Source organism: Bradyrhizobium sp. R2.2-H (assembly GCF_004346455.1).
GTDB classification, from domain to species: domain Bacteria; phylum Pseudomonadota; class Alphaproteobacteria; order Rhizobiales; family Xanthobacteraceae; genus Bradyrhizobium; species Bradyrhizobium diversitatis.
On sequence record NZ_SMBR01000011.1, the window covers coordinates 18,255 to 40,264 of the forward strand.

The following is a 22,010-nucleotide window of genomic DNA, read 5'->3' on the forward strand; positions in this document are numbered from 1 at the left end:
AAGTCATCGGGGACGGACTCATGCGGCGACTGGTTTCGGCGGCCCTTGCGCTGTTCGGCGTATCCCTCGCACCTGCGCTCGCCCAGCAGCCATTTCAACGCAGCGAATGCTTGGCGATGGCCAACGCGGCGCCCCGCGTGATGCCGGCCGCATTCCGACAGGCGGCGGCCGTGGCCGAAGTCCAAATCACCTATGCCGGCCATTCCACCTATTTCATCGACACGCCCGCCGGCTTGCGCATCGCGACCGACTATAGCGGCGCATATCAGGTGGGACGGCTGCCCGATGTCGTCACCATGAATCGGGCGCACAGCACGCACTATTCCCTATATCCCGACAAACGAATTCCCCATGTGCTGCATGGCTGGAGCGAGGACGGCAAGCCGGCGATCGTGTCGGAGCGCATCAGCGATACGTTCATCCGCAACGTCACGACGGACATCCGCCGCTATTACGGCGACGACGCCGGCAGCGACATGATCCGCGACGGCAATTCGATCTTCATCTTCGAGGCCGCCGGCCTTTGCATCGGCCATCTCGGTCACCTCCATCACAAGCTGGACGACAGCCATTTTGCCCAGATCGGGCGGCTGGACATCGTGATGGTGCCGATCGACGGCACCTACACCATGTCGCTCGAAGGGATCTCGGACATCACCAAGCGCTTGCGCGCCTCGGTGGTGCTGCCGATGCACCGCTTTGCCACCCCGCTCGACGACTTCATGCGCCGGATCGGCCAGCAATTCGAGATCGACCGGCGCCTCGAGCGATCGTTCCGGATGTCGCGGGATGCGCTGCCGCCGAAGCCGACCGTGATCATCCTCGACGGGGTCTGAGGCGCAATTTTCTCCAAGCCCGATGTTGGCGTTTGGTGTTGATCTCCCCGCGACAGGAGATCGACATGACCGAGTTTGCGAGATTGTTGCACGCGGACGGACCGAATCCCGCGCACGCGGCGGCGCTTCAGCTTTATGGCCGTTTCGTCGGCGACTGGGATGCCGAGATCACGGCCCATGGACCCGGCGGAACGAAACACGTAGCGCCAGGCAATATCCATTTTGGCTGGGTGCTGGAAGGGCGCGCCGTGCAGGACGTCTGGATCATCCCCCGCGCTGCAGACGGGGCGGCTTTCCCGATCGCCGGAAACTGGTACGGCACGACGCTGCGCGTCTATGACCCCACCATTTCCGCCTGGCGAATCTCCTGGTTCGATCCCGCGCGCTGCGTGTTCCGCCAGCAGATCGGCCGGCCGCGCGGCAACGACATCGTGCAGGAAGGCACGACCGAAGCCGGCGAACTGACGCGGTGGAGCTTTACCGGGATCACGGACGACTGCTTTCACTGGCTCGGCGAATCCAAACCGGCCACGGCGGCCGACTGGCGACTCGTGGTCGATGTGAGGGCGAAGCGGCGCAAGGGCTGATGAAAGCGCCGCTGTGCTCGCGACGACGGACGCGGTTGCAGAACACGCGCTGCTGCGTGAAGAGATCAGATGCTAGGCTCCTTCCACAAGAACATAAAGGGAGCGAATGCCGATGGCCGCAAGCGGTCTTCCCGCCAACACGAGCGGACTATTCGTCGAGCCGCGCGAGGACTGGCTCGCGCTGCACCAGGAGGAAATCATCGATCCGGCGCGGCCGATCGTCGATCCCCACCACCATCTCTGGAATCGCGGCCATCGCTATCTGATCGAGGAGATGGCCGCCGACGTCGCGTCCGGCCACAACGTCACCGCCACCGTCTATGTCGATTGCCGCTCGATGTATCGCGCTCACGGACCTGAGGCATTCCGGCCCGTCGGCGAAGTCGAATTCGCCAATGGCGTGGCGGCGATGAGCGCCAGCGGAGGCTACGGCCCGGCCGCGATCTGCGCCGGCATCGTCAGCCACGCCAATCTTCTGCTGGGAGACGCCGCCAGGCGGGTGCTGGAAGCCGAGATCGCGGCGGGCAATGGCCGCTTCCGCGGCATCAGGCATTCGTCGGCCTGGGACGAAGACCCTGTCGTCGCGGGCATGTATGCGAATAGGCCGAAGGGGCTGTTGCAGGATCCGAGCTTTCGCAAAGGCTTTGCCTGTCTGGCGCCGCTGAACCTCAGCTTCGATGCCTGGCTGTTCCATCCGCAGATCGGCGAACTGACCGAGTTGGCGCGCGCCTTCCCCGAGACCAGGATCGTGCTCGATCATTGCGGCGGCCCAGCCGGCGTCGGACGCTTTGCGGGCCGGCGCGAAGAGGTGTTTGCGCAGTGGCGCGCGTCGATCCGGGAGATCGCGACGTGCGAGAACGTGGTGGTGAAGCTCGGCGGGCTCGCAATGTGCCTGCTCGGCTACGACTTCCATCTGCGCGAGAGACCGCCGTCATCCGAGCAGCTTGCCGCAGCGTGGCGCCCCTATATCGAGACCTGTATCGAGGCATTCGGCGTGAAGCGGGCGATGTTCGAGAGCAATTTTCCGCCGGACAAGGGCCAGTGCAGCTACCAGGTGATCTTCAACGCGTTCAAGCGTATCGCCTCGCCCTTGAGCGAGGCCGAGAAGACGGCACTGTTCTCGCAGACCGCGACCGAATTCTACCGGCTCGAGCTGTCGTCATGACGAAAAGAGGGGCCGGGATGTTGTTCCCGTCCCCTCTTCATCGTGGCCGCTGGGAAGCGTCCTTGAAACCTTATTGTCCGATCTAGCCGGCACCCATCAGCGAGGCCGGCCGGCGTTCGCCGGTGGAGACGAACATCTTCTTCAGCTTGTTGACGACGCGGATCAGGAAGCCGATCATGACCGGATTGGTCTTGCGGCAGAAGGCGATCTTCTTGACGTGCCCTTCGACGTGCCATTTCGCATGCGCGCCGTCGCGGAAGAAGATGATGTCGCCGGGACCGTAGCGCTTTGGCGGCATGCCGTCGCTCTCGAGCACGATCGATCCCTCCATGATCATGATCGTCTCGTCGATGTCGTAGTACCAGTTGAAGCGCCCTTCGGTGCAGTGCCAGATGATGGTCTGGGCTGTGCCATCGGCGCTGGTCGACACGACGCGGGAGCTTGATACCGGATTGCCCTCGATGATCCAGGACGGCTCGATCGGCCGCAGCTCGAGGTCCACATTGAAACTACCGACTTCAATCAATGCCATCTGCTTCCTCGGGAAAATGATATTTGCAGCCGAATCCCGGCCGGGATTGTCTCGAAAGATGCTCGGACGCTAGTCGCCCGTTTCTAATTCTTTCTTACATCGATTTCGAGAATCGGCCGGAAGCGACAGGTGCAAACGGTTAACGTCGCAATTCCCTTGCGAATCCGCGGACATGACCCGGTCCTTCCCGGGTGCGACAAAGTGCGCAACGGCCCTGGGACAAAGCTCGACGACGCCGGTGCTCCGGCCACCGGCGGCGGCGCGGCTCGTCGACGATCGAGAGAGTTACGCCGCCTACTTCGCCCACTCGCCCTTGCGGAACACGGGCACCTTGCTGCCATCGGCCAAAATGCCGTCGATGTCGGTCTCGGCCGAGCCGATCATCCAATCGATATGGATCAAGCTCTGGTTGCCACCTTGCGCCGCGATCTGCTGCGGCGTGAGCTGGGCGCCGTTGACGAAGCATTTCGAATAGCACTGGCCGAGCGCGATGTGAGACGCTGCGTTCTCGTCGAACAACGTGTTGTAGAACAACAGGCCGCTCTGCGAGATCGGCGAGGAATGCGGCACCAACGCCACTTCGCCGAGGCGCCGCGCGCCCTCGTCGGTGTCGAGCACCTTGTTCAGCACCTCCGCGCCGCGCGAGGCTTTTGCGTCGACGATCTTGCCGTCCTCGAAGCGCACGGCGATGTTGTCGATCAGCGTGCCCTGATAGGACAGCGGCTTCGAGCTCACGACATGCCCGTAGACCCGGCGGCAATGCGGCGTGGTGAAGACCTCTTCGGTCGGGATATTGGCGTTGCAGCTGATGCCGTTCTTGGAGAGCGAGGCGCCGCCTTCCCATTCGTGGCCGTCGGCCAGTCCGATGGTGAGATCGGTGCCGGGACCCGAATATTGCAGCGCGCGAAAGCGCTGGCCGTTGAGCCAGTTGGTGCGCTCGCGCAGCACCGCGTTGTGGCTCGCCCAATTGCCCATCGCGTCCTCGCGATCGACGCGGGACGCGGCGAAGATTGCATCCGCGAGCTTGCCGACCGCGACGTCCTCGGGATCATCAGGGAACACCAGCTTCGCCCAGGACGGGCTCGGATAGGCGATGATGTTCCAGTTGGTGTCGAAGTTGACGATCTTCTCCAGCGCGGGCTGATAGGCCATCGAATTCGCCTTGCTCGCGCGCGCCACCTTGGAGGGATCCTCGCCCGACAGCAGCATCGGGTTGTCGCCGACGATGGCGAGCCGTGCGGTGTTGTCCGAGAAGGCCCTGGCCATGCCCTCGTAGAGCCAGCCGGCGGCACGATCGAAACTGGCGTCGTGGCCATGGCGGTAGCGCGCCAGCGTCATCTCCTCGTCCGACAGGATCGGCGTCACGAGGCCGGCGCCGGCCTTGTAGGCATGCACGGCGATCCGCCGCACCAGCGGCAGCGCGATCGCGGGCGCCGTCAGAAGCAGATCCTGTCCCGGCCGCAAGCCCAGGCCCACCTTCACCGCCACCTCGGCCAGCCGGTCGAGCTTCGCGGGATCGATGGGAGTTGAGGTGTTGCGTTGATCAGTCATGCCGGGCCCTCTGCCGAAAGTCTCTCGCTCAATCTAAGTCTAGCATCGCAAGGCACAAGTGTGCGAGCGTCTTGCAACGCACGAAAGATACGCAGTTTCACGCATTTTGGTTTTCAACGCGTTGCCGATGTCAGCACCCGGTCGACCATGGCGGGCGCGAGCCCGAGGTAATTTTTCGGTGAGGTGAGTGCCTCGATCGTGGCACGGTCGATGCGGCTCGATATCCGTGAATCTGCGGACAGCGCATCGGCAAGGCTGATTCCCTTCTCGTTGGCCTGACGGCATGCATCATAGACCGCGTCATGCGCCTCCTGCCGCCCGATCTGCGGCGCCAGCCCCATCATGACCGCTTCGGCCACAATCAGGCCGCGGCTGAGGGCGAGATTGTCGTTCATCTTCGCTTCGTCCACGATAAGGCCTGCGAGCGCGAACTTCGCCTGGTGCAGCGCGCCGGCGGTCAGCACGAAGCTTTCGGGGATCGCCATCCATTCAGCGTGCCAGGGACCCGTGGCGCGCTCGAAATCCTGCACCATGGCGTCGAGCATCAGGCCGGCGTGCTGGCGCACCGCCTTGGACGCCGCAAGCATCAGTTCGGAGGAGATCGGGTTGCGCTTCTGCGGCATGGTCGAGGAGGCGCCGCGCCCCTTGACGAAGGGCTCGTAGACCTCGGCAAACTCGGTCGAGGCCATGATCATGATGTCGAGCGCGATCTTGCCGAGCGAGCCGGTGACGAGAGCGAGGAAGTTCACTGCCTCTGCAAAGCCGTCGCGCGCAACGTGCCAGGTCGAGGCGGGGACGCCGAGCTTCAGCTCCGCACAGAGCGCCTCCTGCACCTCGAACCCCTTGTCGCCGAGCGAAGCCAGCGTGCCGGCCGCGCCGGCAAACTGGCCGACCAGTACGCGCGGCTTCAGCTGCGCCAACCGCTCGGCGTGGCGATCGAACATCGCGAGCCAGATCGCGGTCTTGTAGCCGAAGGTCACCGGCAGCGCCTGCTGGAGATGGGTTCGGCCCGCCATTGCCGTGTCGCGATGGCGCTTCGAGAGGTCGGCAAGGATCTTGCGCAGCTCGGCGATGTCGCGTTCGACAATCTCGAGCGCGGCGCGCAGTTGCAGCACCACGGCGGTGTCCATGATGTCCTGCGTGGTCGCGCCCCAATGCACGTAGCGGCCGGCCTCGCCGCATTGCTTCACCATCTGATGCACCAAAGGGAGGATCGGATAACCGACGACATCGGTCTCCTGCCTGAGCAGATCGAAATCGAGGGCGGCGACGTCGGTCCGCGCCGCGATCGCTGCGGCCGCCTCCTGTGGGATCACACCGCACTTCGCCTCCGCCTTCGCCAGCGCCACCTCGACCTCGGCATAGCGTGCGACCGTCGCGACGTCCGAGAACACCTCGCGCATCTCAGGCGTGCCGAAGGCGTCGCGAAACAGCATGGAGTCGAGCACGGTGGTGGAGGCGGGGAAAGCTGGCATGGGCGTTTCTTCGTGGTTGGTGTTTTGTGTGGCGGCAGCTTACGCAGGCCGCGCATTTCGGCAATGGACATTCATCGTTCGCTACATTTGCCGCGCCACGACATTATGACGGCACGTCATCCTGTTACTTCGTCATCCCAAGGGGCGAGCGTGCGATGCGGAGCTGCGCACGAGAGCCTCGAAGGATGACGGTGCTGGATCGGCGAGCATGGTCCCGGCCCCGCGGAGATCCGCCGGCCGCAACATTCCAGCTGCGGTTGTATTCCCCTCCGGAATGGGCATAGCTGCCCTCACGCGATCGCGATGAACCAAGCGCCCCCTTCGAGAGACACACGGTTTTCGACCTAAATTTCATTTAGTCATTTTGCTTGCCCGATTTCACAATGAGGCCTGAGTTTTCGACGTGCAGTTTCTGTTCCGGGATCACCTTCTCGATACCGACCGGCGCGAGCTGAGCCGCGAGCAGGTTCCCATTGCCGTGGAGCCGCAGGTTTTCGACCTCGTCGTCCACCTCATGCAGAACCGCGACCGGGTGGTCAGCAAGGACGAGTTGATCGACAAGATCTGGCACGGGCGCAGCGTCTCCGAATCCACCCTGACCAGCCGGATCAACGCGGCGCGCAAGGCGATCGGCGACAATGGCGCAAGCCAGACGCTGATCCGCACCATCACCCGCAAGGGTTTTCGCTTCGTTGGTGACGTCCAGACACAGCACGGCGCGGTCGCACCGGAGCCGGTTCGTGTCGCCCAGAATCAGACAGCCTTCGCGCTGCCCGAGCGGCCCGCGATCGCCGTGCTGCCCTTCACGAATATGAGCGGCGAGGCCGGGCAGGACTATTTCTCCGACGGCATCAGCGAGGACATCATCACCGCGCTGTCGAAGCTGCGATGGTTCTTCGTCGTCGCGCGCAATTCCTCCTTCGTCTACAAGGGCCGCGCCGTGCACATCCACGAGGTCGCGCGGGAACTCGGGGTGCGCTACGTGGTCGAAGGCAGCGTGCGCCGGAGCGGCGAGCGGGTGCGCATCTCGGCTCAGCTCAACGACGTCTCGACCGGCAGCCATCTCTGGGCCGAACGCTACGACCGGGAGCTCGCCGACATCTTCGCCGTGCAGGACGAGATCACCGAGGCGATCGTCGCCGCGATCGAGCCGCAGCTCTATGCCGCCGAAAGCTTCCGAGCCCAGCAGAAGCCGCCAGGCAGCCTGGATGCATGGGACCTCGTGATGCGCGCCCTGTCGCATTACTGGCGCATTACCCGCGAGGACAACGCCGCCGCGCAAGGGCTGCTGGAACAGGCCGTCACCATCGATCCCGCCTATGGCAAGGCACTTGGCCTGCTTGCGACCAGCCATATGTTCGGCGCGCATATGGGCTGGGCCGACATGGCCGCGACCTTGCCGCTTGCCGAACGTGCGGCGCTCGCGGCAGTGGAGGCCGATCGCGAGGATGCCTGGGCCCATCACGGCCTCGCCTACACCTATTTGTTCCGCCGCCGCTTCGACGACGCGCTGGCGGAATTCGAATTGGCCCTGAGGCTCAATCCGAACTTCGCGATGGCGCATGCCTTTCACGGCGTGACGCTGTGCTATGCCGGACGATGGCAGGACGGCGATGCCGCCGCCCGTCGCGCGCTGCGGCTGAGTCCGCGCGACCCGCTCGCGGCGATCTATTGCGGGGTTGCGGCCTATGCCCGGTTCGTCGGCCGCGACTACGAAGGAGCCGTCCAGATGGCACGGGAATCAATGCGCCAACGCGGAGATTTCGTCGGCGCACATCGCGTGCTGACGGCCGCCGCCGGCATGCTGGGCGATCCGGCGCTCGCGGCGTCCGCCCTGGAAGGCCTCCTCCGCGCCCAGCCCGAGGTCTCGCTCGCCTGGATCACCCGCGAGCTGCCGATGCTGCGGGAAGAGGACCGTGCGCACTATCTCGAAGGCTTGCAGCGCGCGGGCATGAAGTAATGGCGGGGCGACAATGACCGCGCACCTTCTCCCATTGCAGCTTGCGATCCTGGGCTAAGCGCTATCCTGGGCTAAGCGCTATTCGTCATCAGGCCCGAACAGCCTGATCTGCGGAAAGCCGCTGCGTAGCCGGCCTGCATGGTCGCGCGCATCGGAGTCTTCGCGGACGTTGCGCGCGACGTCATCCCAATCGGTGCGGTCGCGCATGCCGCGCGGTTCGCGCAAGTCATGGTGCCGGCGCTCGGCCCAGCGCTCGCGGCGCTCCGCCCGGCGCCGTTCGGCCGCCGCACGCTTCACGTCGGAATCCCTCGCCTTGGCAAAGGCATTGTTCGAGGAGGATGATGGCTCGGTCGAGGCCTGCGGCTCGGCAGGTCTTGCCGCCTGCGCGGGCGCTCCCGGCACCGGCTTGGGCGGCTCGACTGCAGCGGCTTGCGAAGGCTGCGGTGCCGGCGGTTCAGCATTCGCCTGGGTGGTTGGCGTGTCAGACTTTGCTTCGGCCCGCGCTGGCGCAGCGATCATCGCCCCGAAGGCTTGCGTGCCGGTGAGATAGTTCACGCGCTCCGAAGGCGCGTTCGTCGTCGCCGGCGTGGCGGCCTCGGTGCGCTGTGCCATCTTGCTGGTGTCCGGGCCCTGCCTGGACGCGACCGGATGCATGATGTTGCCGGCAACGATACCGCCACCGAGACCAATGGCGATGGCCGCGATGATGGTTCCGGCACCGACAAAATAGGCTGTCGAGGCGCGCATTCATCCACTCCCTCTTTTGGAGCGGGCAACGCGTGGGGATTGCCGGATGTTCCTGATGGCCGCGGCTCCTGAAACAGGAAACCGCGCCGGGTCAGATCTGCTGCGCGACCTTCTCGAGCCCGATGAGACGAGCGAGCTTGCGCACTTCTTCCTTCTGGTCGTCACGCAGCTGGAACAACAGCGGCATCGCGGCCGACTTCAACTGCTGCACCTCGTCGCAGTTCGGGTCGATCTGCGCGCTGGGCGGCGCATTCGGATTCGACAGCTTGTTCGCCTGGATCTTGCGGGCGACGTTGCGCAGCGCGGTCTCGACCGAGGGCCAGTAATATTCCTGCGACGACGACAGTTTCAGGCGGTCCCTGATGCCTGCGATCTGCCCGTCGGACAGCAGCGAATAGGCCTTCTGCGGTTGCGGCTTGGCGACGACCTTCGGCTTGGCCGGAACCTCGATGGCAGGAACCTCCGTCGCGGCGGGCGCCTCGTGCACGCTTGCCTTCGGCATCGGGAAATCGGAGGGCGTGGCGGCGGCGAAGGCCTGACGCAGCGGCTCGGTCAGGACGGGCGCCTGGGAAAGCTTGTCGGCGGCCACCTGGACCGGCTGGATCGCGGCCGAGGCCAGCGCGAGCGTCGGAACCAGACGGTCGGCCTTGGCGGCGCGGTTTGTTGCGAGCGGCTTGGCCGGGGGCGTCTGGTCAATCATCTCGGCGCTGACGCTGGGCACGCTGTCGCGGCCGAGAATGGCGGTGGTGGCGGCGCCGAGGACGAGGAAACAGGTCAGCGCGACGATGGTGATGGCTTTGGACAAACGTCTCTCCGCGTCCGACTTCAAGTCCACGTGATCACTGCCCCGAAACTGGGCGATAAATAAGGCTTAACCGTGTAATTGCAGCGGCAATCGCGCGGACTGCGGCGACACCGCGCGAAAAGCTCAACGAAATCAGGCCGCTGCCGCGAGGTCATAGGCGTCCTGGATGTCGGCCACGATCTCCGAGGCTTCCCAGACCGCGCGCGGCTCGACCGATTGCAGCGTCACCGTCCAGTTGCCGCCACGGCGGGTCCGGGGGACGCTGACGACGTCGAAGCGGACGTTGCGGCACAGCGGGTGACGGGCCAGGGCATGGGCGACGCGGACGCGGATTTCGTCCATCGTCGCGGCTGTCTTGCTGTTGAGAAAATCGAAGTCCATCGCCTGTCCCCTCTCGGTCCTGGTTGGCGGCCGTGAAGGGGATTCTTGGCGGGCGATGGTTAATCTGCCGTTAAGTGCGGGCGCGCAGGGGCGCGCTCGATTAACTGTGATCGGGGGCGGCCCCTCGATATTCCGCACGCGTTCGCGCGACCAGATCGTCGACCGCGAGCACCTCCGTCACCCCAGATGCGGAGTGCCCGGCGCTCCAGATGTCGCGCCAGCGCTTCGGCCGATTCTCGCGCGCGGCGACGTCGATGTCCTTGACGATGTCGATCGCGCCGCGCGCCGGCAGGTCGTCCGGATCAAGTCCGGCGGCGACGATTGACGGCCGCAGCATGCTGGTCTGCAAGCCCGTGAACGCGGTGGTGAGCAGGACGTCGTCGGCGCCGCTCTCGACCAGCATCCGCTTGTAGCGATCGTCCGCCATGCTCTCCTGCGTCGCAATGAACTTCGTGCCCATATAGGCGAGATCGCAGCCGAGCACTTCCGCCGCATGCAGCGCATAGCCGTCGCTGATGCCGCCTGCCAGCACGATGATGCCATCGTAGAATGTGCGCACCGCGCGAACGAAGGCGAACGGGTTGAGCCAGCCGGTCTGGCCGCCCGCGCCCGCCGTGAGCAACACGAGCCCGTCCGCGCCGGCTTCCGCCGCACGCTCAGCGTGACGGATCGAGGCGACATCCGCCAGCACCAATGCCCCGGCATCATGGAGCGGCCTCAACACCTGCGCCGGCGATCCGACCGAAGTGATGACGACCTCCGGCCCGTGCCGCAGTAGCACGGCGAGATCCTCTGCGAGCCGCGCATTGGAACGGTGCACGATCAGGTTCGGACAGAGCGGCGCGACCTTGCGGCCGGTCTGATCTTCATGCCGTCGCAGCCGCGTGCCGATCTCGGTGAACCATGCGTCGAGTTGTTCCGTGCTGCGGCAATTCGCGGTGGGAAAGCTGCCGATCACGCCGTTGCGGCAGGACGCGACCATGAGTTCGACGCCCGACACCAGAAACATCGGCGCCGCGATCAGCGGCAGCGCGAGACGATCGTGGAAGCGTTGCAGTCGATCCGATGGCATGCATGCCTCCCTGCGCGGGCTTTGTCGTTTCCTCCCGCATTCGCTGTGCTAGCGTCATCGGCAACATTGGCACGCCAGAAGCCGGTGACAAAGCAACGAGGAAACATATGTCTGATCCGCTCCACGCATCGCCTCCAGCTTGTGCGCAGACGCTACGGGCGCTGTCGCGCTATCCCGACCGCACCGCTTTCGCCTGGCCCGAGGGATCGCTGAGCTATCAGGGCACCATCGACCTGATCGGACGCATCCAGGGCGTGTTCATGCGGCTTGGATTGCAGCCCGGTGCGCGCGTCGCCTTCCTCACCGCGAACCGCGCCGATACCTGGTGCGCCGGTGTCGCCGCGCAATTGGCTCGGCTCTGCATCACCTGGCTGCATCCGCTGGGATCGCTGGAGGACCAGCTGTTCCAGCTCGAGGACTCCGAGGCCGAGATGCTGGTGGTCGATGCCGCCGCCTTCCACGACCGCGGCGGCGAGCTTGCTGCGAAGGCGACCCGGCTGAAGGCAGTCTTCACCGCGGGTCCCGCCGGCTACGGCGTCGATCTGCTGGCCGCCATCGAGAATGCAGGACATGCAAGCCCGCAATGCCTCGCCGGCCCCGACGATCTCGCCACGCTGAACTACACCGGCGGCACCACCGGCAAATCCAAGGGCGCGCTGCGCTATCATCGCGAGAACAGCGGGGCTGCCGGCGCGATCCTCGCCGACTTCGAGATTCCCGAGGCTGCGCGCTATCTCACGGTCGCGCCGATCAGTCATGTCGCCGGGACGAAGGTGCTGCCGACCCTGATGCGCGGCGGCACCGTGCACATGCTGAAAGGCTTCGATCCCGAGGCGGTGTTGTCGACGATCGCGCGCGAGCGCATCAACTTCACGCTGTTCGTTCCGACCATGATCTATGTGCTGCTCGATCATCCCGCCCTGGACAAGACCGATTTGTCCTCGCTCGAGCTCGTGCTCTATGGCGCCTCCGCGATGTCGCCGAGCCGGCTGCTCGAGGGCATCGAACGCATCGGGCCCGTGTTCTCGCAGCTTTACGGCCAAACCGAATGCTATCCCGTCTCGGTGCTGCGCAAGGCGGATCACGATCCCAAGAACCCCGACCTGTTCCTGTCCTGCGGCTTTCCGATCGCGGCCTGCGAGGTCAGGATTCTCGACGACGACGACCAGGAGGTGAAGACGGACGAGCCCGGCGAGATCTGCGTGCGTGCCCCGCATGTGATGGCGGAGTATTGGAAGCGGCCGGACATCACCGCCGAGACGCTGAAGAACGGCTGGGTCCACACCGGCGACATCGCGCGCAGGGACGAGCGCGGCTACATGTTCATCCTCGACCGCAAGAAGGACATGATCGTCTCAGGCGGCTTCAACATCTTCCCGCGCGAGGTCGAGGACGTGCTGTCGCAACACGCGGACGTGGCGATGGTGGCGGTCGTCGGCATCCCCGACGAGAAATGGGGCGAGGCCGTTACCGCCGTCGTCGTGCCGCGCGAAGGCGCAAAGCCAGATCCGGACGAGCTGATCAACCTGGTCAAGACGCGAAAGGGCTCGGCGCATGCGCCGAAGCAGATCCAGTTCGTCAAGCAATTGCCGATGACCGGCGTCGGCAAGGTCGACAAGAAGGTGCTGCGCGCGGGCTTCTGGAGCGGGCGGGACCGGATGGTGGGATAAGCACCCGGAATTCTACGGGGGCTTTGTGGCCCGGACACCACAACACGCAACGGAGTGGGTGGCGGCGACGTCCACGTAATTGCCGGCGAATCAGGGAATCACCTAGACCGCTGTTGGGGCTGGGAAGCGGAGTGAGAGATGAGAGTCGCTTCCCTGGAAAGTGCAATCGCCGCGATCGCGTTGATCACGGCGATCGTCGTGGTGCTGTGGGAGATCAAGATCTTCTACGGAATGTGAACTGGCAGGATGCCAAGCATCCCTTCCGCGGCGGCGGAAGCCTGCCGTTCAATCGGCTCCAAGAGCGACGCTCGCCGTCACGCTCACCGCTTCTCGATCACCAGGCTCTGCACCGCGCGGCCGAAATAGCCCCGCCGGTCCGCCAGCCGAGACATCGCAAGGCCGGCACCGTCGGGACCGATCCACGATTCGCCATCGAGCAATATCCACTCACCGATGGGTTGGCGCGAAAAGTTCACGGTGAGATCGGCGTTGATGTAGGTCCAGGCGCGGAAGTCGAGCGTCGAGGCGGTGCCGTTGGAGAAGTCGGCGGCGACCACGGCGCGCATCGCCTGCGAGACCGCTTCACCGGCGATCAGCGGATGGTCGACGCGAAACCAGATCGCGCCCGCGCCGGCCTGGCCGAAGCGCCCGCGCGCGGCACGCATCGAGACCGATCGCACGAACGGGCTGGTGGCGGCGTGACCGTCCTCGACCAGCGAGTCCTCCGGAGATGGCAGCGTGACCGGCAGCTCCCTGACCTCGTCCGGCAGAGGCTGCGCCTCGTGCCTGATCTTGAGCACGGTGGCGCCGACCACCTGCACGCCGTCGGCGAGCAGCTTGACCTCGCAGAGCTGGATCTTGCGGCCCTCGCGCAGCACCTCGGTCGCGATCGTGAGCGGGGCGACCGGCACCGGGCGCATCAGATCGATGGTGACGCGCGCGATCTCCATCGGCACCGCCGTAGGGATGCGCTCGGCCGCCCACGTCACCAGCGAAGCCGGCGCCGAGCCGTGCTGCATGCGTCGGTCCCAGGGACCTGCCGCATCCGGGCTGGTGTGGACGTTATCGCCGTCGACGCGGTAGATGGCGGTCATATGTTCTCTGTGGTGCACGATCAGAGTTCAGAAAAAAGTGCCGTCCCCGCGAAGGCGGGGACCCATATCCCCAGGGAGAAGTGGCGGCGCGAAACCAGTATCCACGAGTCTTCGCCAAACTACTCCCTGTGGTTATGGATCCCGGATCTGCGCTTCGCTTGTCCGGGACGACAATAACTCATAGCGGCGGATCGATCGCTTCGTCGTATTCCTTCTTGAAACGCGCGATCAGGTCGGCCGCCGGCACGACCTTGTCGATGCTGCCGATGCCTTGTCCGCTTCCCCAGATCTCCTTCCAGGCCTTCGGCTTGGCGCGCTCGCCGGAGGCGTCGGTGCCGAAATTCATCTTGGACGGATCGGAGGTCGGCAGATTGTCGGGATCCATGCCGGCCGCGAGGATCGAGGGCTTCAGATAATTGCCGTGCACTCCGGTGAAGAGGTTGGAATAGACGATGTCGTCTGCGCTCGAGCCGGCGATCATCTCCTTGTACTTCTCGACCGCGTTGGCCTCCTTGGTCGCGATGAAGGCCGAGCCGATATAGGCGAAGTCGGCGCCGAGAATGCGTGCTGCGCGGATCGCCTTGCCGTTGCCGATCGCTCCCGACAGCGCGATCGGACCGTCGAACCATTTTCGCGTTTCGGCAACGAAAGCCAGCGGCGAGATGGTGCCGGCATGGCCGCCGGCGCCGGCTGCGACCAGGATCAGGCCGTCGGCGCCCTTCTCGATCGCCTTGTGCGCGAATTTCTGGTTGATCACGTCGTGGAAGACGATGCCGCCCCAGCCGTGCACGGCCTGGTTCAGCTCCTCGCGCGCGCCGAGCGAGGAGATGATCATCGGCGCCTTGTACTTGGCGCAGAGCTGCATGTCGTGATCGAGCCGGTTGTTCGACTTGTGCACGATCTGGTTGACCGCGAACGGCGCCGACGGCCTCTCGGGATGGGCGCGGTCATACGCCGCAAGCTCCTCGGTGATCCGCGCCAGCCATTCGTCGAGCAGCTCCGGCGGCCGCGCGTTCAGCGCCGGAAACGAGCCGACCACACCCGCCTTGCATTGCGCGATCACGAGATCGGGCACCGAGATGATGAAGAGCGGCGAGCCGATCACCGGGATCGACAGGCGCCCTTTGAACAAGGCAGGCATGGACATTGCGAAACGATCCTCTGTTGACGGTCAAATCGAAGGTTGGAGTCATACCAACAAGGCAATCTTTCCACTGTCAAGTATTGCGTTTTGGCGCCGTGGCGGAGGCGACGATCGCAATTCCAACCAACGGAATTCTTCTTCCGTCATTCCGGGGCGACGCGCCAGCGTCGAGCCCGGAATCCATCGGGCGTCAGTACGCGTAGTAAAATGGATTCCGGGTTCGCGCTTCGCGCGCCCCGGAATGACGAGAGGAGAGACCTGTCCCTACCCGATCATATCCGGATTGATCAGCCGCTCGAACGAGAACATCTCGTCCCACTTCTCCTGCGTGAGCAGTTTGCGCTCGACCACGACGATCTGGTGCAGCGACTTGCCGCTCTTGTAACCTTCGCGCGCGATCTCGGCGCACTGCTTGTAGCCGAGCAGCGGCTTCAGCACCGTGACGATACCGAGAGAGTTCAGCACCATGTTGCGGGTGTGCTCCTCGTTGGCGGTGATTCCGACCACGCAGTTCTCGCGCAGGCTGTTGACCGCGCGCTCCATGGTGCGGATCGAGAAGAACAGCGCGAACGAGATCACCGGCTCCATCACGTTGAGCTGGAGCTGGCCGGCGGAAGCCGCGAGCGTCACCGTGGTGTCGAGCCCGATAACCAGGAAGCTGGTCTGGTTGACGACCTCGGGGATAACAGGATTGACCTTGCCGGGCATGATCGAGGAGCCCGGCTGCAGCTGCGGCAGGTTGATCTCGTTGAAGCCGGCGCGCGGGCCCGAGGCGAGCAGGCGGATGTCGTTGCAGATCTTTGTCAGCTTGCTCGCCGTGCGCTTCAGCACGCCCGAGAGCTGCACATAGGCGCCGGTGTCGGAGGTCGCCTCGACGAGATCGCCGGCAAGCACGAAGTCGACGCCGGTCAGGGCGCTCAAGTGCCGCACGGCAAGCTTGGGATAGCCGACCGCGGCCGTGACGGAGGTGCCGATTGCGGTGGCGCCGAGATTGATCTCGCGCAGCAGCGCGCGCGCTTCCGAGATGCGCTCGACCTCCTCGCCGATGGTGGTGCCCCATCCCCGGAATTCGGCCCCGAGCGACATCGGCACCGCGTCCTGGAGATGCGTGCGGCCCATCTTCAGCACCCGGTCGAATTCGCGCCCCTTGGTGAAGAAGGCCTCCTGGAGCTGTCGCAGCGCCGTCATGTAGCTCTCGAGCCGCAGGATCAGCGCCAGCCGAAAGGCGGTCGGATAGGTATCGTTGGTCGACTGGCCGTAATTGACGTGATCGTTGGGACTGACATGCTGGTAGTCGCCCTTGGCAAAGCCGAGCGCTTCCAGTGCGAGGTTCGCGATCACCTCGTTGGCGTTCATGTTGGTGGAGGTGCCGGCGCCGCCCTGGATGAAGTCGGTGACGAACTGATCCATCATGTCACCGGCGATGACGCGGTCGCAGCCGAGGATGATGGCGTCCGCGACCTTGGCGTCGATCGCACCGAGATCGCGATTGGCCATCGCGGCAGCCTTCTTGACGTAACCGAGCGCCTTGACGAAGTAAGGCTCCTGGCTCATCGGAATGCCGGTGATGTGGAAGTTCTCCTTCCCGCGGATGGTCTGGACGCCGTAATAGATGTCGTCGGCGATCTCACGCTGCCCGAGGAAGTCCTGCTCCGTCCTGCTCATGGGCACTCCTTGTTGCTCGCGCGATGTCCTCTAGTTCTGGCACAGCGCACTGGTCACGAACGTATCGGTGCGGCAGTCATCCGGTTTGCGTTGCCTGCCCGGAATGAGAACCTTGGCCGAGCATTTCTCCGCGGAGTCGGCGTTCAGGCTCTTGCCCTCCTTGTAGCCCTTGCCCTGGCAGAGCTGGTCGGCGGCCTGCTTGCAGTCCGGCGCGCCGTTCGACGAGATGGGGCAGACCACGCGCCCTGATACCATGGTCGAGGGCGTGGCCAGCCGCGACAGGTCGTTCATGGTCTCGCTCGGGCTTTTGATCGGCGGCAGGATCGAAGGCAGCTTGTCGAACAGCTTGCCCATTTCATTGATCAGCCCGGGATTTTCCTCGCGCGCCGGCAGGGCGGAAGGAGCCGGCGTCGAGGGCGACGGCGCGGCCTGGCCCCCCTGCTGCTGGAGGCCGAGCGATGGCGGTGCAGATTGCGTCCATCCGATGCCGCCGCCACCGAGAAGGAGCAGCAGCGCCGCTGACATCAGCGTCCCGAGCCGGACCGCCGGATTGCCGGATCGAACCATCATGGCGGCAACCGTAGCCGAAGCCGGCCCTGCGGCAAAGCCGCCAGCGCCTAGATCAACTTGACCGCCACCACGAAGCCGAGCACCAGCACGATGGCGCCGAGCGCGACCCACAATCCGAGATGCCGCTCGATCCTGACCCGGATCCAGTCGCCGTAGCGGTTAAGCAGGATCGCGACGACGAAGAAGCGTCCGCCACGCGCGACAATCGAGCAGAGGATGAACAGGATGATGTTGTAGCCGGCAAAGCCCGAGGTGATGGTGACGAGCTTGTAGGGGATCGGCGTCAGCCCCTTGAGCAGGATGATCACCGCGCCCCATTCCGCATAGGAGGCGCGGAAGGCGTCGACCTTGTCGCCGAGGCCGTAGACCTGGATCAGCCATTGGCCCACCGAGTCGAACAGCAGCGCTCCGATGGCGTAGCCGACGATGCCGCCAAGCACCGACGTCGCGGTGCAGACCGCCGCATAGAGCCAGGCGCGCTGCGGGCGCGCCAGGGACATCGGAATCAGCATCACATCCGGCGGGACCGGAAAGAATGAGCTTTCGGCGAAGGAGACGACACCCATGATCCAGAGCGCATAGGGCTTGTGGGCGGCGTCGATGCACCAGTCGTAAATACGTTTCAGCATGGCGCCGCGATGAAGCACCATGGGACGGATTTGTCCATGCCGAGATTGAGGCGAATTATGACGTTTCTAGTGGCGCTTGCGCGCGGCACGGCTCTCGAGCGCGACAATTGGCCGCCTGGCCGCAGCGCGGGGTGACGCGACTTTGGGCAGTTTCATCGGCGATTTCGGCAGCTTCTCGGCAATGCCGAGCATGTCCTCACGCCGCGTCATCTCCCGCCAGACGTCCTCGGGGCGTACCCCGGCCGAGGCCCACAGCACGGTGAGATTGTAGAGCAGATCGGCACTTTCCCGGATCACGGCCTCGCTATCGCCGTTGACCGCATCGATTACGACCTCGATGGCCTCTTCGGCCAGCTTCTTCGCCATTTTGGAAGGGCCGCGCTGAAACAGCCGGGCCGTGCGCGATGTTGCCGGATCAAGATCTCTGGCCGCGAGCACAGCCAGATATAGCCGCTCAAGCGAATCACTCATGGTACTCAAACTACTCTAAACCAATGGCGAGCGCGTTAACGCGCGACAATAAAAGCAGAGAACGGGCCGGCGCGGCAAGCGCGACGGCCCGTCATGGTCAACCCATGAATGCCGGGCTAATAGCAGTTCTGATAGTAGCCTTGGCCGCAGAGCTCGGACGGAGCCGTGCCGCCATAGCGCTGATACTGGTAGTTCGGGCCCGGACCATAATAGGGACCGTAGGCCGGAGCGCTGTAATAGACTGGACCGCCGTAATAGCCGTAGCCCGGACCGTTGTCATAGGCGTAGGCATTGCGGCTGGCCGCGATGGCGAGACCCGTGCCGATGGCGGCGAAAGCCGCAGCTGCGGCCGCGCCGCCTCCACCGCCATGCCAGTGGCGGCCGCCCGCATATGAAGCGGTCGGGGCGATCGTGGTCAGCGCCAGCACCGCGGCGGTGGCAAGAACGGCCTTTCGGCCCGCAAATTGGGAGACTCGCTCGAACATGTCTTGGCCCTCCTTTGGGACCTGGAATGGACGCCTGCGGACAGGCTCATGCCTCTCAAAACCCGCATAACCTAAGTTAGGTTCCCCAAACCCAATACAAGCTGAACGGGGTTGCGTAACGATGCCGCAACGCCGCTCATCCTGCGTTCATGTTGGCGCGCGCACGGTCGCGGGCCGCGCGCTGCAAGCGTCACGAAACCATAACAATGCGGGACCGGCGCAACCGATGTCAGGATTCAAGACGACCGCACTTCACTGCCTGATGGCTCTCTCGATCTTGCTTGCAACGCTGTTTGCACGCGATGTCAGCGCGACCGAGACCACCGCGCCCGTTGCGATCCACTTCACCTTCGACCGCCCGCCGGACGCAAGCATGGCGCCGTTTTTCCTTGCGGCAAAGGACGGCAGGTTCGGCGCCGAGCGCCTCAACGTGGCCTTCAACAGCGCAAGCGGATCGCCGGAGACGCTCGCACGTGTCGCCAAGGGCGACAGCGAGCTTGCGCTCGTCGACATCAACGAGCTGATCCGCTTTCGCGACAAGGACGACGCGGCGCCGATCAAGGCCGTGTTCGTGCTGTTCAACAGCGCGCCCTACGCGATCGTCGCGCGCAAGAGCCGCGGGATCCAGCTGTTGACCGATCTCGACCGCAAGGCCGTCGGCGTCGCCGACAGCGATCTGTCGATGCGGCTGTGGCCGGCGCTGGCGCGGCAGAACGGAATCGATCCATCGCGCGTCAAATTCCACAAGATCAGCGCGGCGGTGCGCGAGCCGATCCTCTCCGCGGGCCAAGTCGATGCGGTCGCCGGCTTCAGCTATCTCACGGCGGTGAACCTGCGCGACCGCGGCGTGCCCGGAGCCGATCTCGTCGTGCTGCGCTACGCGGACTACGGCTGCGAAGCCTACGGCTTTGCCGTGGTGGTCAATCCCGCCTTTGCCGCAGCAAAGCCGGACGCCGTGAAGGGCTTCGTCCGCGCCCTGATGGCCGGCATCACCGCGACCGTCAGGGAGCCGGGACGAGCGGCGGAGGAGGCGGCGAGCCGCATCGACGGCGGCGACCCCAGCCTGGAGCTCGAGCGCCTGCGCGCCGTGCTCGCCGACAACATCCTGACGGACGAAGTCAGGCGCAACGGCCTCGGCGGCGTCGACACGGCACGCTTCGATCGTTCGATCGGCCAGATCGCGCAGGACTTCAAATTCCGCAAGCTGCCCACGGCGGGTGATATCTTCGACGACCGGTTCCTGCCACCGGTTGCCGGGCGGCTGATCAACTGAGCAAAACTGGCAGCTTCCGCTATATCTCCCGCACGATCCCTGCTTAGAATGCGGGCTCCGTTACTCGCCCGAGTTCGTCCCCGCATGTCCATCCTCCGCCTCTACACCCGCGTTCTCGAGCTGCTCGGCAAGGAAGCGCGGCTGGGCTGGCTGCTTGCGGTCGCCAATCTCCTGCTCGCCGCCTCGCAATTCGCCGAGCCCGTGCTGTTCGGCCGTATCGTCGACGTGCTCTCGGGCAAGACGGTGGCTGGGTCGAACTCGGCCTGGCCGTTCCTGGCTGCCTGGGTTGCGTTCGGGCTCTTTACCATCGCGTGCAGCGCGCTCGTGGCCCTGCAGGCCGACCGGCTCTCTCACCGCCAGCGTCAGGCGGTGCTGACGAGCTATTTCGAGCACATCCTGCAACTGCCGTTGACCTTCCATTCCGGCACCCATTCCGGCCGGCTGATGAAGGTGATGCTCAACGGCACGGACGCGCTGTGGCGGCTCTGGCTCGGCTTCTTCCGCGAGCATTTTGCCGCGATCCTCTCGGTCGTGGTGCTGCTGCCGCTGTCGCTCTACCTGAACTGGCGGCTGGCGATTCTGCTGTTCGTGCTCTGCATCGTCTTCACCGCGCTGACCACCTTCGTGGTGCGCAAGACCTTCGGCATGCAGATGGCGGTCGAGGAGCACTACAGCGAGCTCTCCGCGCGCGCCTCCGACGCACTCGGCAATGTCGCGCTGGTGCAGAGTTTCGTGCGCGTCGAATCCGAGGTGAAAGGGCTGCGCTCCGTCGCCGACGAGCTGCTGGCCGCGCAGATGCCGGTGCTGTCGTGGTGGGCGCTGGTCACCGTGATCACACGCGCCTCCACAACCATCACGGTGCTCGCGATCTTCACTTTCGGCATCGCCCTGCACGACCAGGGGCTCACCTCGGTCGGCGACATCGTGATGTTCGTGAGCTTCGCAACGATGCTGATCCAGAAGCTCGAGCAAGTCGTGAGCTTCATCAACAACGTGTTCATGGAAGCGCCACGCCTGCGCGAGTTCTTCAATGTGCTCGACGCCGTGCCCGCGGTGCACGACCGGCCCGACGCAATCGACGCCGGCCGGCTGTCGGGCCTCGTCGAGTTCAACGACGTCACGTTCTCCTATGACGGCAAGCGGCCGGCGATCGAGGACCTCACCTTCACCGCGCTGCCCGGGCAGACCATTGCGCTGGTCGGCCCGACCGGCGCCGGCAAGTCGACCGCGATTGCGCTTTTGCATCGTGCGTTCGATCCGCAATCCGGCGTCATCAGGATCGACGGCATGGACGTGCGCGGCGTCACGCTGACCTCACTTCGGCGAAACATCGGCGTGGTGTTCCAGGAAGCGCTGCTGTTCAACCGCTCGATCGCCGACAATTTGCGCGTCGGCAAGCCGGACGCGACCGAGGCCGAGATGCGCAAGGCGGCGGAGCGCGCGCAGGCGCTCGCGTTCATCGAGCGCAGCGGCGGCTTCGAGACCAATGCCGGCGAGCGCGGCCGTATGCTCTCGGGCGGCGAGCGCCAACGCCTGTCCATCGCGCGTGCGCTGCTGAAGGATCCGCCGATCCTGATCCTGGACGAAGCCACCAGCGCGCTCGACGCCGTCACCGAGGCCAAGGTGAATGCCGCTCTCGACGAAGTGATGAAGGGCCGAACCACCTTCGTGATCGCCCACCGTCTGTCGACCATCCGCAACGCCACGCGGATCCTGGTGTTCGAGAATGGGCGCGTGATCGAAAGCGGAACTTTCGATGAACTCGTGGCCAAAGGCGGCCATTTCGCCGAGCTCGCCAAGGCCCAGTTCATGGTTCAGGAGACCGCGCGGGCCAGCCTGACGGCGGCCGAGACTGCCGCGGCGGCCGCAATATCCCCATAGCAAGTCCCCACGGCGTC

21 protein-coding genes are annotated in these 22,010 nt (G+C 64.9%); 7 read left to right on the forward strand and 14 right to left on the reverse strand.

Annotated features, from left to right (window positions below):
• The first annotated feature begins 20 nt into the window (after nucleotides 1-20).
• The 3 genes from EDE08_RS26140 (at nucleotide 21) to EDE08_RS26150 (ending at nucleotide 2,588) form a co-directional block, all read left to right on the forward strand.
• Nucleotides 21-836 carry an MBL fold metallo-hydrolase gene (locus tag EDE08_RS26140; RefSeq protein ID WP_131871640.1) on the forward strand — a complete coding sequence of 272 codons (816 nt, stop codon included), beginning with the start codon at nucleotides 21-23 and terminating at the stop codon, nucleotides 834-836.
• A gap of 65 nt (nucleotides 837-901) precedes the next feature.
• Nucleotides 902-1,423 (forward strand): hypothetical protein, encoded by a 522-nt coding sequence (locus EDE08_RS26145; protein WP_165936183.1) that lies wholly within the window; start codon nucleotides 902-904, stop codon nucleotides 1,421-1,423.
• 112 nt (nucleotides 1,424-1,535) lie between these two features.
• Complete coding sequence (locus EDE08_RS26150; protein ID WP_131871641.1) at nucleotides 1,536-2,588, forward strand: amidohydrolase family protein; 1,053 nt, start codon at nucleotides 1,536-1,538, stop codon at nucleotides 2,586-2,588.
• 82 nt (nucleotides 2,589-2,670) lie between these two features.
• On the opposite strand, the gene EDE08_RS26155 is transcribed toward EDE08_RS26150, so the two are convergent.
• From EDE08_RS26155 to pcaB, 3 genes are all read right to left on the reverse strand, one after another.
• Nucleotides 2,671-3,120, reverse strand: a complete 450-nt coding sequence (locus EDE08_RS26155) for a cupin domain-containing protein (RefSeq protein WP_165936184.1) — start codon at nucleotides 3,118-3,120, stop codon at nucleotides 2,671-2,673.
• Between the two features lie 294 nt (nucleotides 3,121-3,414).
• Entirely contained in the window at nucleotides 3,415-4,671 is a 1,257-nt protein-coding gene (locus tag EDE08_RS26160) for an aminopeptidase (RefSeq protein WP_131871643.1), read from the reverse strand.
• Between the two features lie 113 nt (nucleotides 4,672-4,784).
• Nucleotides 4,785-6,146 carry a 3-carboxy-cis,cis-muconate cycloisomerase gene (gene pcaB / locus EDE08_RS26165; RefSeq protein ID WP_131871644.1) on the reverse strand — a complete coding sequence of 454 codons (1,362 nt, stop codon included), beginning with the start codon at nucleotides 6,144-6,146 and terminating at the stop codon, nucleotides 4,785-4,787.
• Nucleotides 6,147-6,549: 403 nt separating this feature from the next.
• Here pcaB and EDE08_RS26170 point away from each other — a divergent pair, with 403 nt between their 5' ends.
• Nucleotides 6,550-8,106, forward strand: coding sequence for a winged helix-turn-helix domain-containing tetratricopeptide repeat protein (locus EDE08_RS26170; protein WP_131871645.1), 1,557 nt, complete (start codon nucleotides 6,550-6,552; stop codon nucleotides 8,104-8,106).
• Between the two features lie 78 nt (nucleotides 8,107-8,184).
• Here EDE08_RS26170 and EDE08_RS26175 read toward each other — a convergent pair whose 3' ends face one another.
• From EDE08_RS26175 to EDE08_RS26190, 4 genes are all read right to left on the reverse strand, one after another.
• Nucleotides 8,185-8,853, reverse strand: coding sequence for a hypothetical protein (locus tag EDE08_RS26175; protein ID WP_131871646.1), 669 nt, complete (start codon nucleotides 8,851-8,853; stop codon nucleotides 8,185-8,187).
• A 91-nt stretch (nucleotides 8,854-8,944) separates the two neighbouring features.
• Nucleotides 8,945-9,658 (reverse strand): hypothetical protein, encoded by a 714-nt coding sequence (locus tag EDE08_RS26180; RefSeq protein ID WP_165936185.1) that lies wholly within the window; start codon nucleotides 9,656-9,658, stop codon nucleotides 8,945-8,947.
• A 132-nt stretch (nucleotides 9,659-9,790) separates the two neighbouring features.
• On the reverse strand, nucleotides 9,791-10,039 hold the full coding sequence (locus EDE08_RS26185) for a hypothetical protein (RefSeq protein ID WP_061024145.1): 249 nt from the start codon (nucleotides 10,037-10,039) through the stop codon (nucleotides 9,791-9,793).
• A 100-nt stretch (nucleotides 10,040-10,139) separates the two neighbouring features.
• Nucleotides 10,140-11,111: an NAD(P)H-dependent flavin oxidoreductase gene (locus tag EDE08_RS26190; RefSeq protein ID WP_131871647.1), complete on the reverse strand. Its 972-nt coding sequence runs from the start codon at nucleotides 11,109-11,111 to the stop codon at nucleotides 10,140-10,142.
• 107 nt (nucleotides 11,112-11,218) lie between these two features.
• Between EDE08_RS26190 and EDE08_RS26195 the strand changes: the two genes are divergently transcribed.
• Complete coding sequence (locus EDE08_RS26195; RefSeq protein WP_131871648.1) at nucleotides 11,219-12,781, forward strand: AMP-binding protein; 1,563 nt, start codon at nucleotides 11,219-11,221, stop codon at nucleotides 12,779-12,781.
• A gap of 320 nt (nucleotides 12,782-13,101) precedes the next feature.
• On the opposite strand, the gene EDE08_RS26200 is transcribed toward EDE08_RS26195, so the two are convergent.
• The 7 genes from EDE08_RS26200 to EDE08_RS26230 form a co-directional block, all read right to left on the reverse strand.
• Nucleotides 13,102-13,875 (reverse strand): thioesterase family protein, encoded by a 774-nt coding sequence (locus EDE08_RS26200; RefSeq protein WP_131871649.1) that lies wholly within the window; start codon nucleotides 13,873-13,875, stop codon nucleotides 13,102-13,104.
• A gap of 178 nt (nucleotides 13,876-14,053) precedes the next feature.
• Complete coding sequence (locus EDE08_RS26205) at nucleotides 14,054-15,022, reverse strand: NAD(P)H-dependent flavin oxidoreductase (RefSeq protein WP_131871650.1); 969 nt, start codon at nucleotides 15,020-15,022, stop codon at nucleotides 14,054-14,056.
• A 261-nt stretch (nucleotides 15,023-15,283) separates the two neighbouring features.
• Entirely contained in the window at nucleotides 15,284-16,684 is a 1,401-nt protein-coding gene (locus EDE08_RS26210) for an aspartate ammonia-lyase (RefSeq protein WP_061881115.1), read from the reverse strand.
• 30 nt (nucleotides 16,685-16,714) lie between these two features.
• Nucleotides 16,715-17,254, reverse strand: coding sequence for a hypothetical protein (locus tag EDE08_RS26215; RefSeq protein ID WP_131871651.1), 540 nt, complete (start codon nucleotides 17,252-17,254; stop codon nucleotides 16,715-16,717).
• 47 nt (nucleotides 17,255-17,301) lie between these two features.
• Nucleotides 17,302-17,904 (reverse strand): YqaA family protein, encoded by a 603-nt coding sequence (locus tag EDE08_RS26220; RefSeq protein ID WP_194390100.1) that lies wholly within the window; start codon nucleotides 17,902-17,904, stop codon nucleotides 17,302-17,304.
• 45 nt (nucleotides 17,905-17,949) lie between these two features.
• Nucleotides 17,950-18,354 (reverse strand): phosphoribosyl-ATP diphosphatase, encoded by a 405-nt coding sequence (hisE, locus tag EDE08_RS26225; RefSeq protein WP_131871652.1) that lies wholly within the window; start codon nucleotides 18,352-18,354, stop codon nucleotides 17,950-17,952.
• 116 nt (nucleotides 18,355-18,470) lie between these two features.
• A complete protein-coding gene (locus tag EDE08_RS26230; RefSeq protein ID WP_131871653.1) occupies nucleotides 18,471-18,839 on the reverse strand; it encodes a hypothetical protein in 369 nt (122 codons plus the stop codon).
• A 226-nt stretch (nucleotides 18,840-19,065) separates the two neighbouring features.
• Between EDE08_RS26230 and EDE08_RS26235 the strand changes: the two genes are divergently transcribed.
• Complete coding sequence (locus EDE08_RS26235) at nucleotides 19,066-20,112, forward strand: ABC transporter substrate-binding protein (protein ID WP_165936186.1); 1,047 nt, start codon at nucleotides 19,066-19,068, stop codon at nucleotides 20,110-20,112.
• Between the two features lie 84 nt (nucleotides 20,113-20,196).
• Nucleotides 20,197-21,993, forward strand: coding sequence for a glucan ABC transporter ATP-binding protein/ permease (locus tag EDE08_RS26240; protein WP_131871655.1), 1,797 nt, complete (start codon nucleotides 20,197-20,199; stop codon nucleotides 21,991-21,993).
• Nucleotides 21,994-22,010 lie beyond the last annotated feature (17 nt).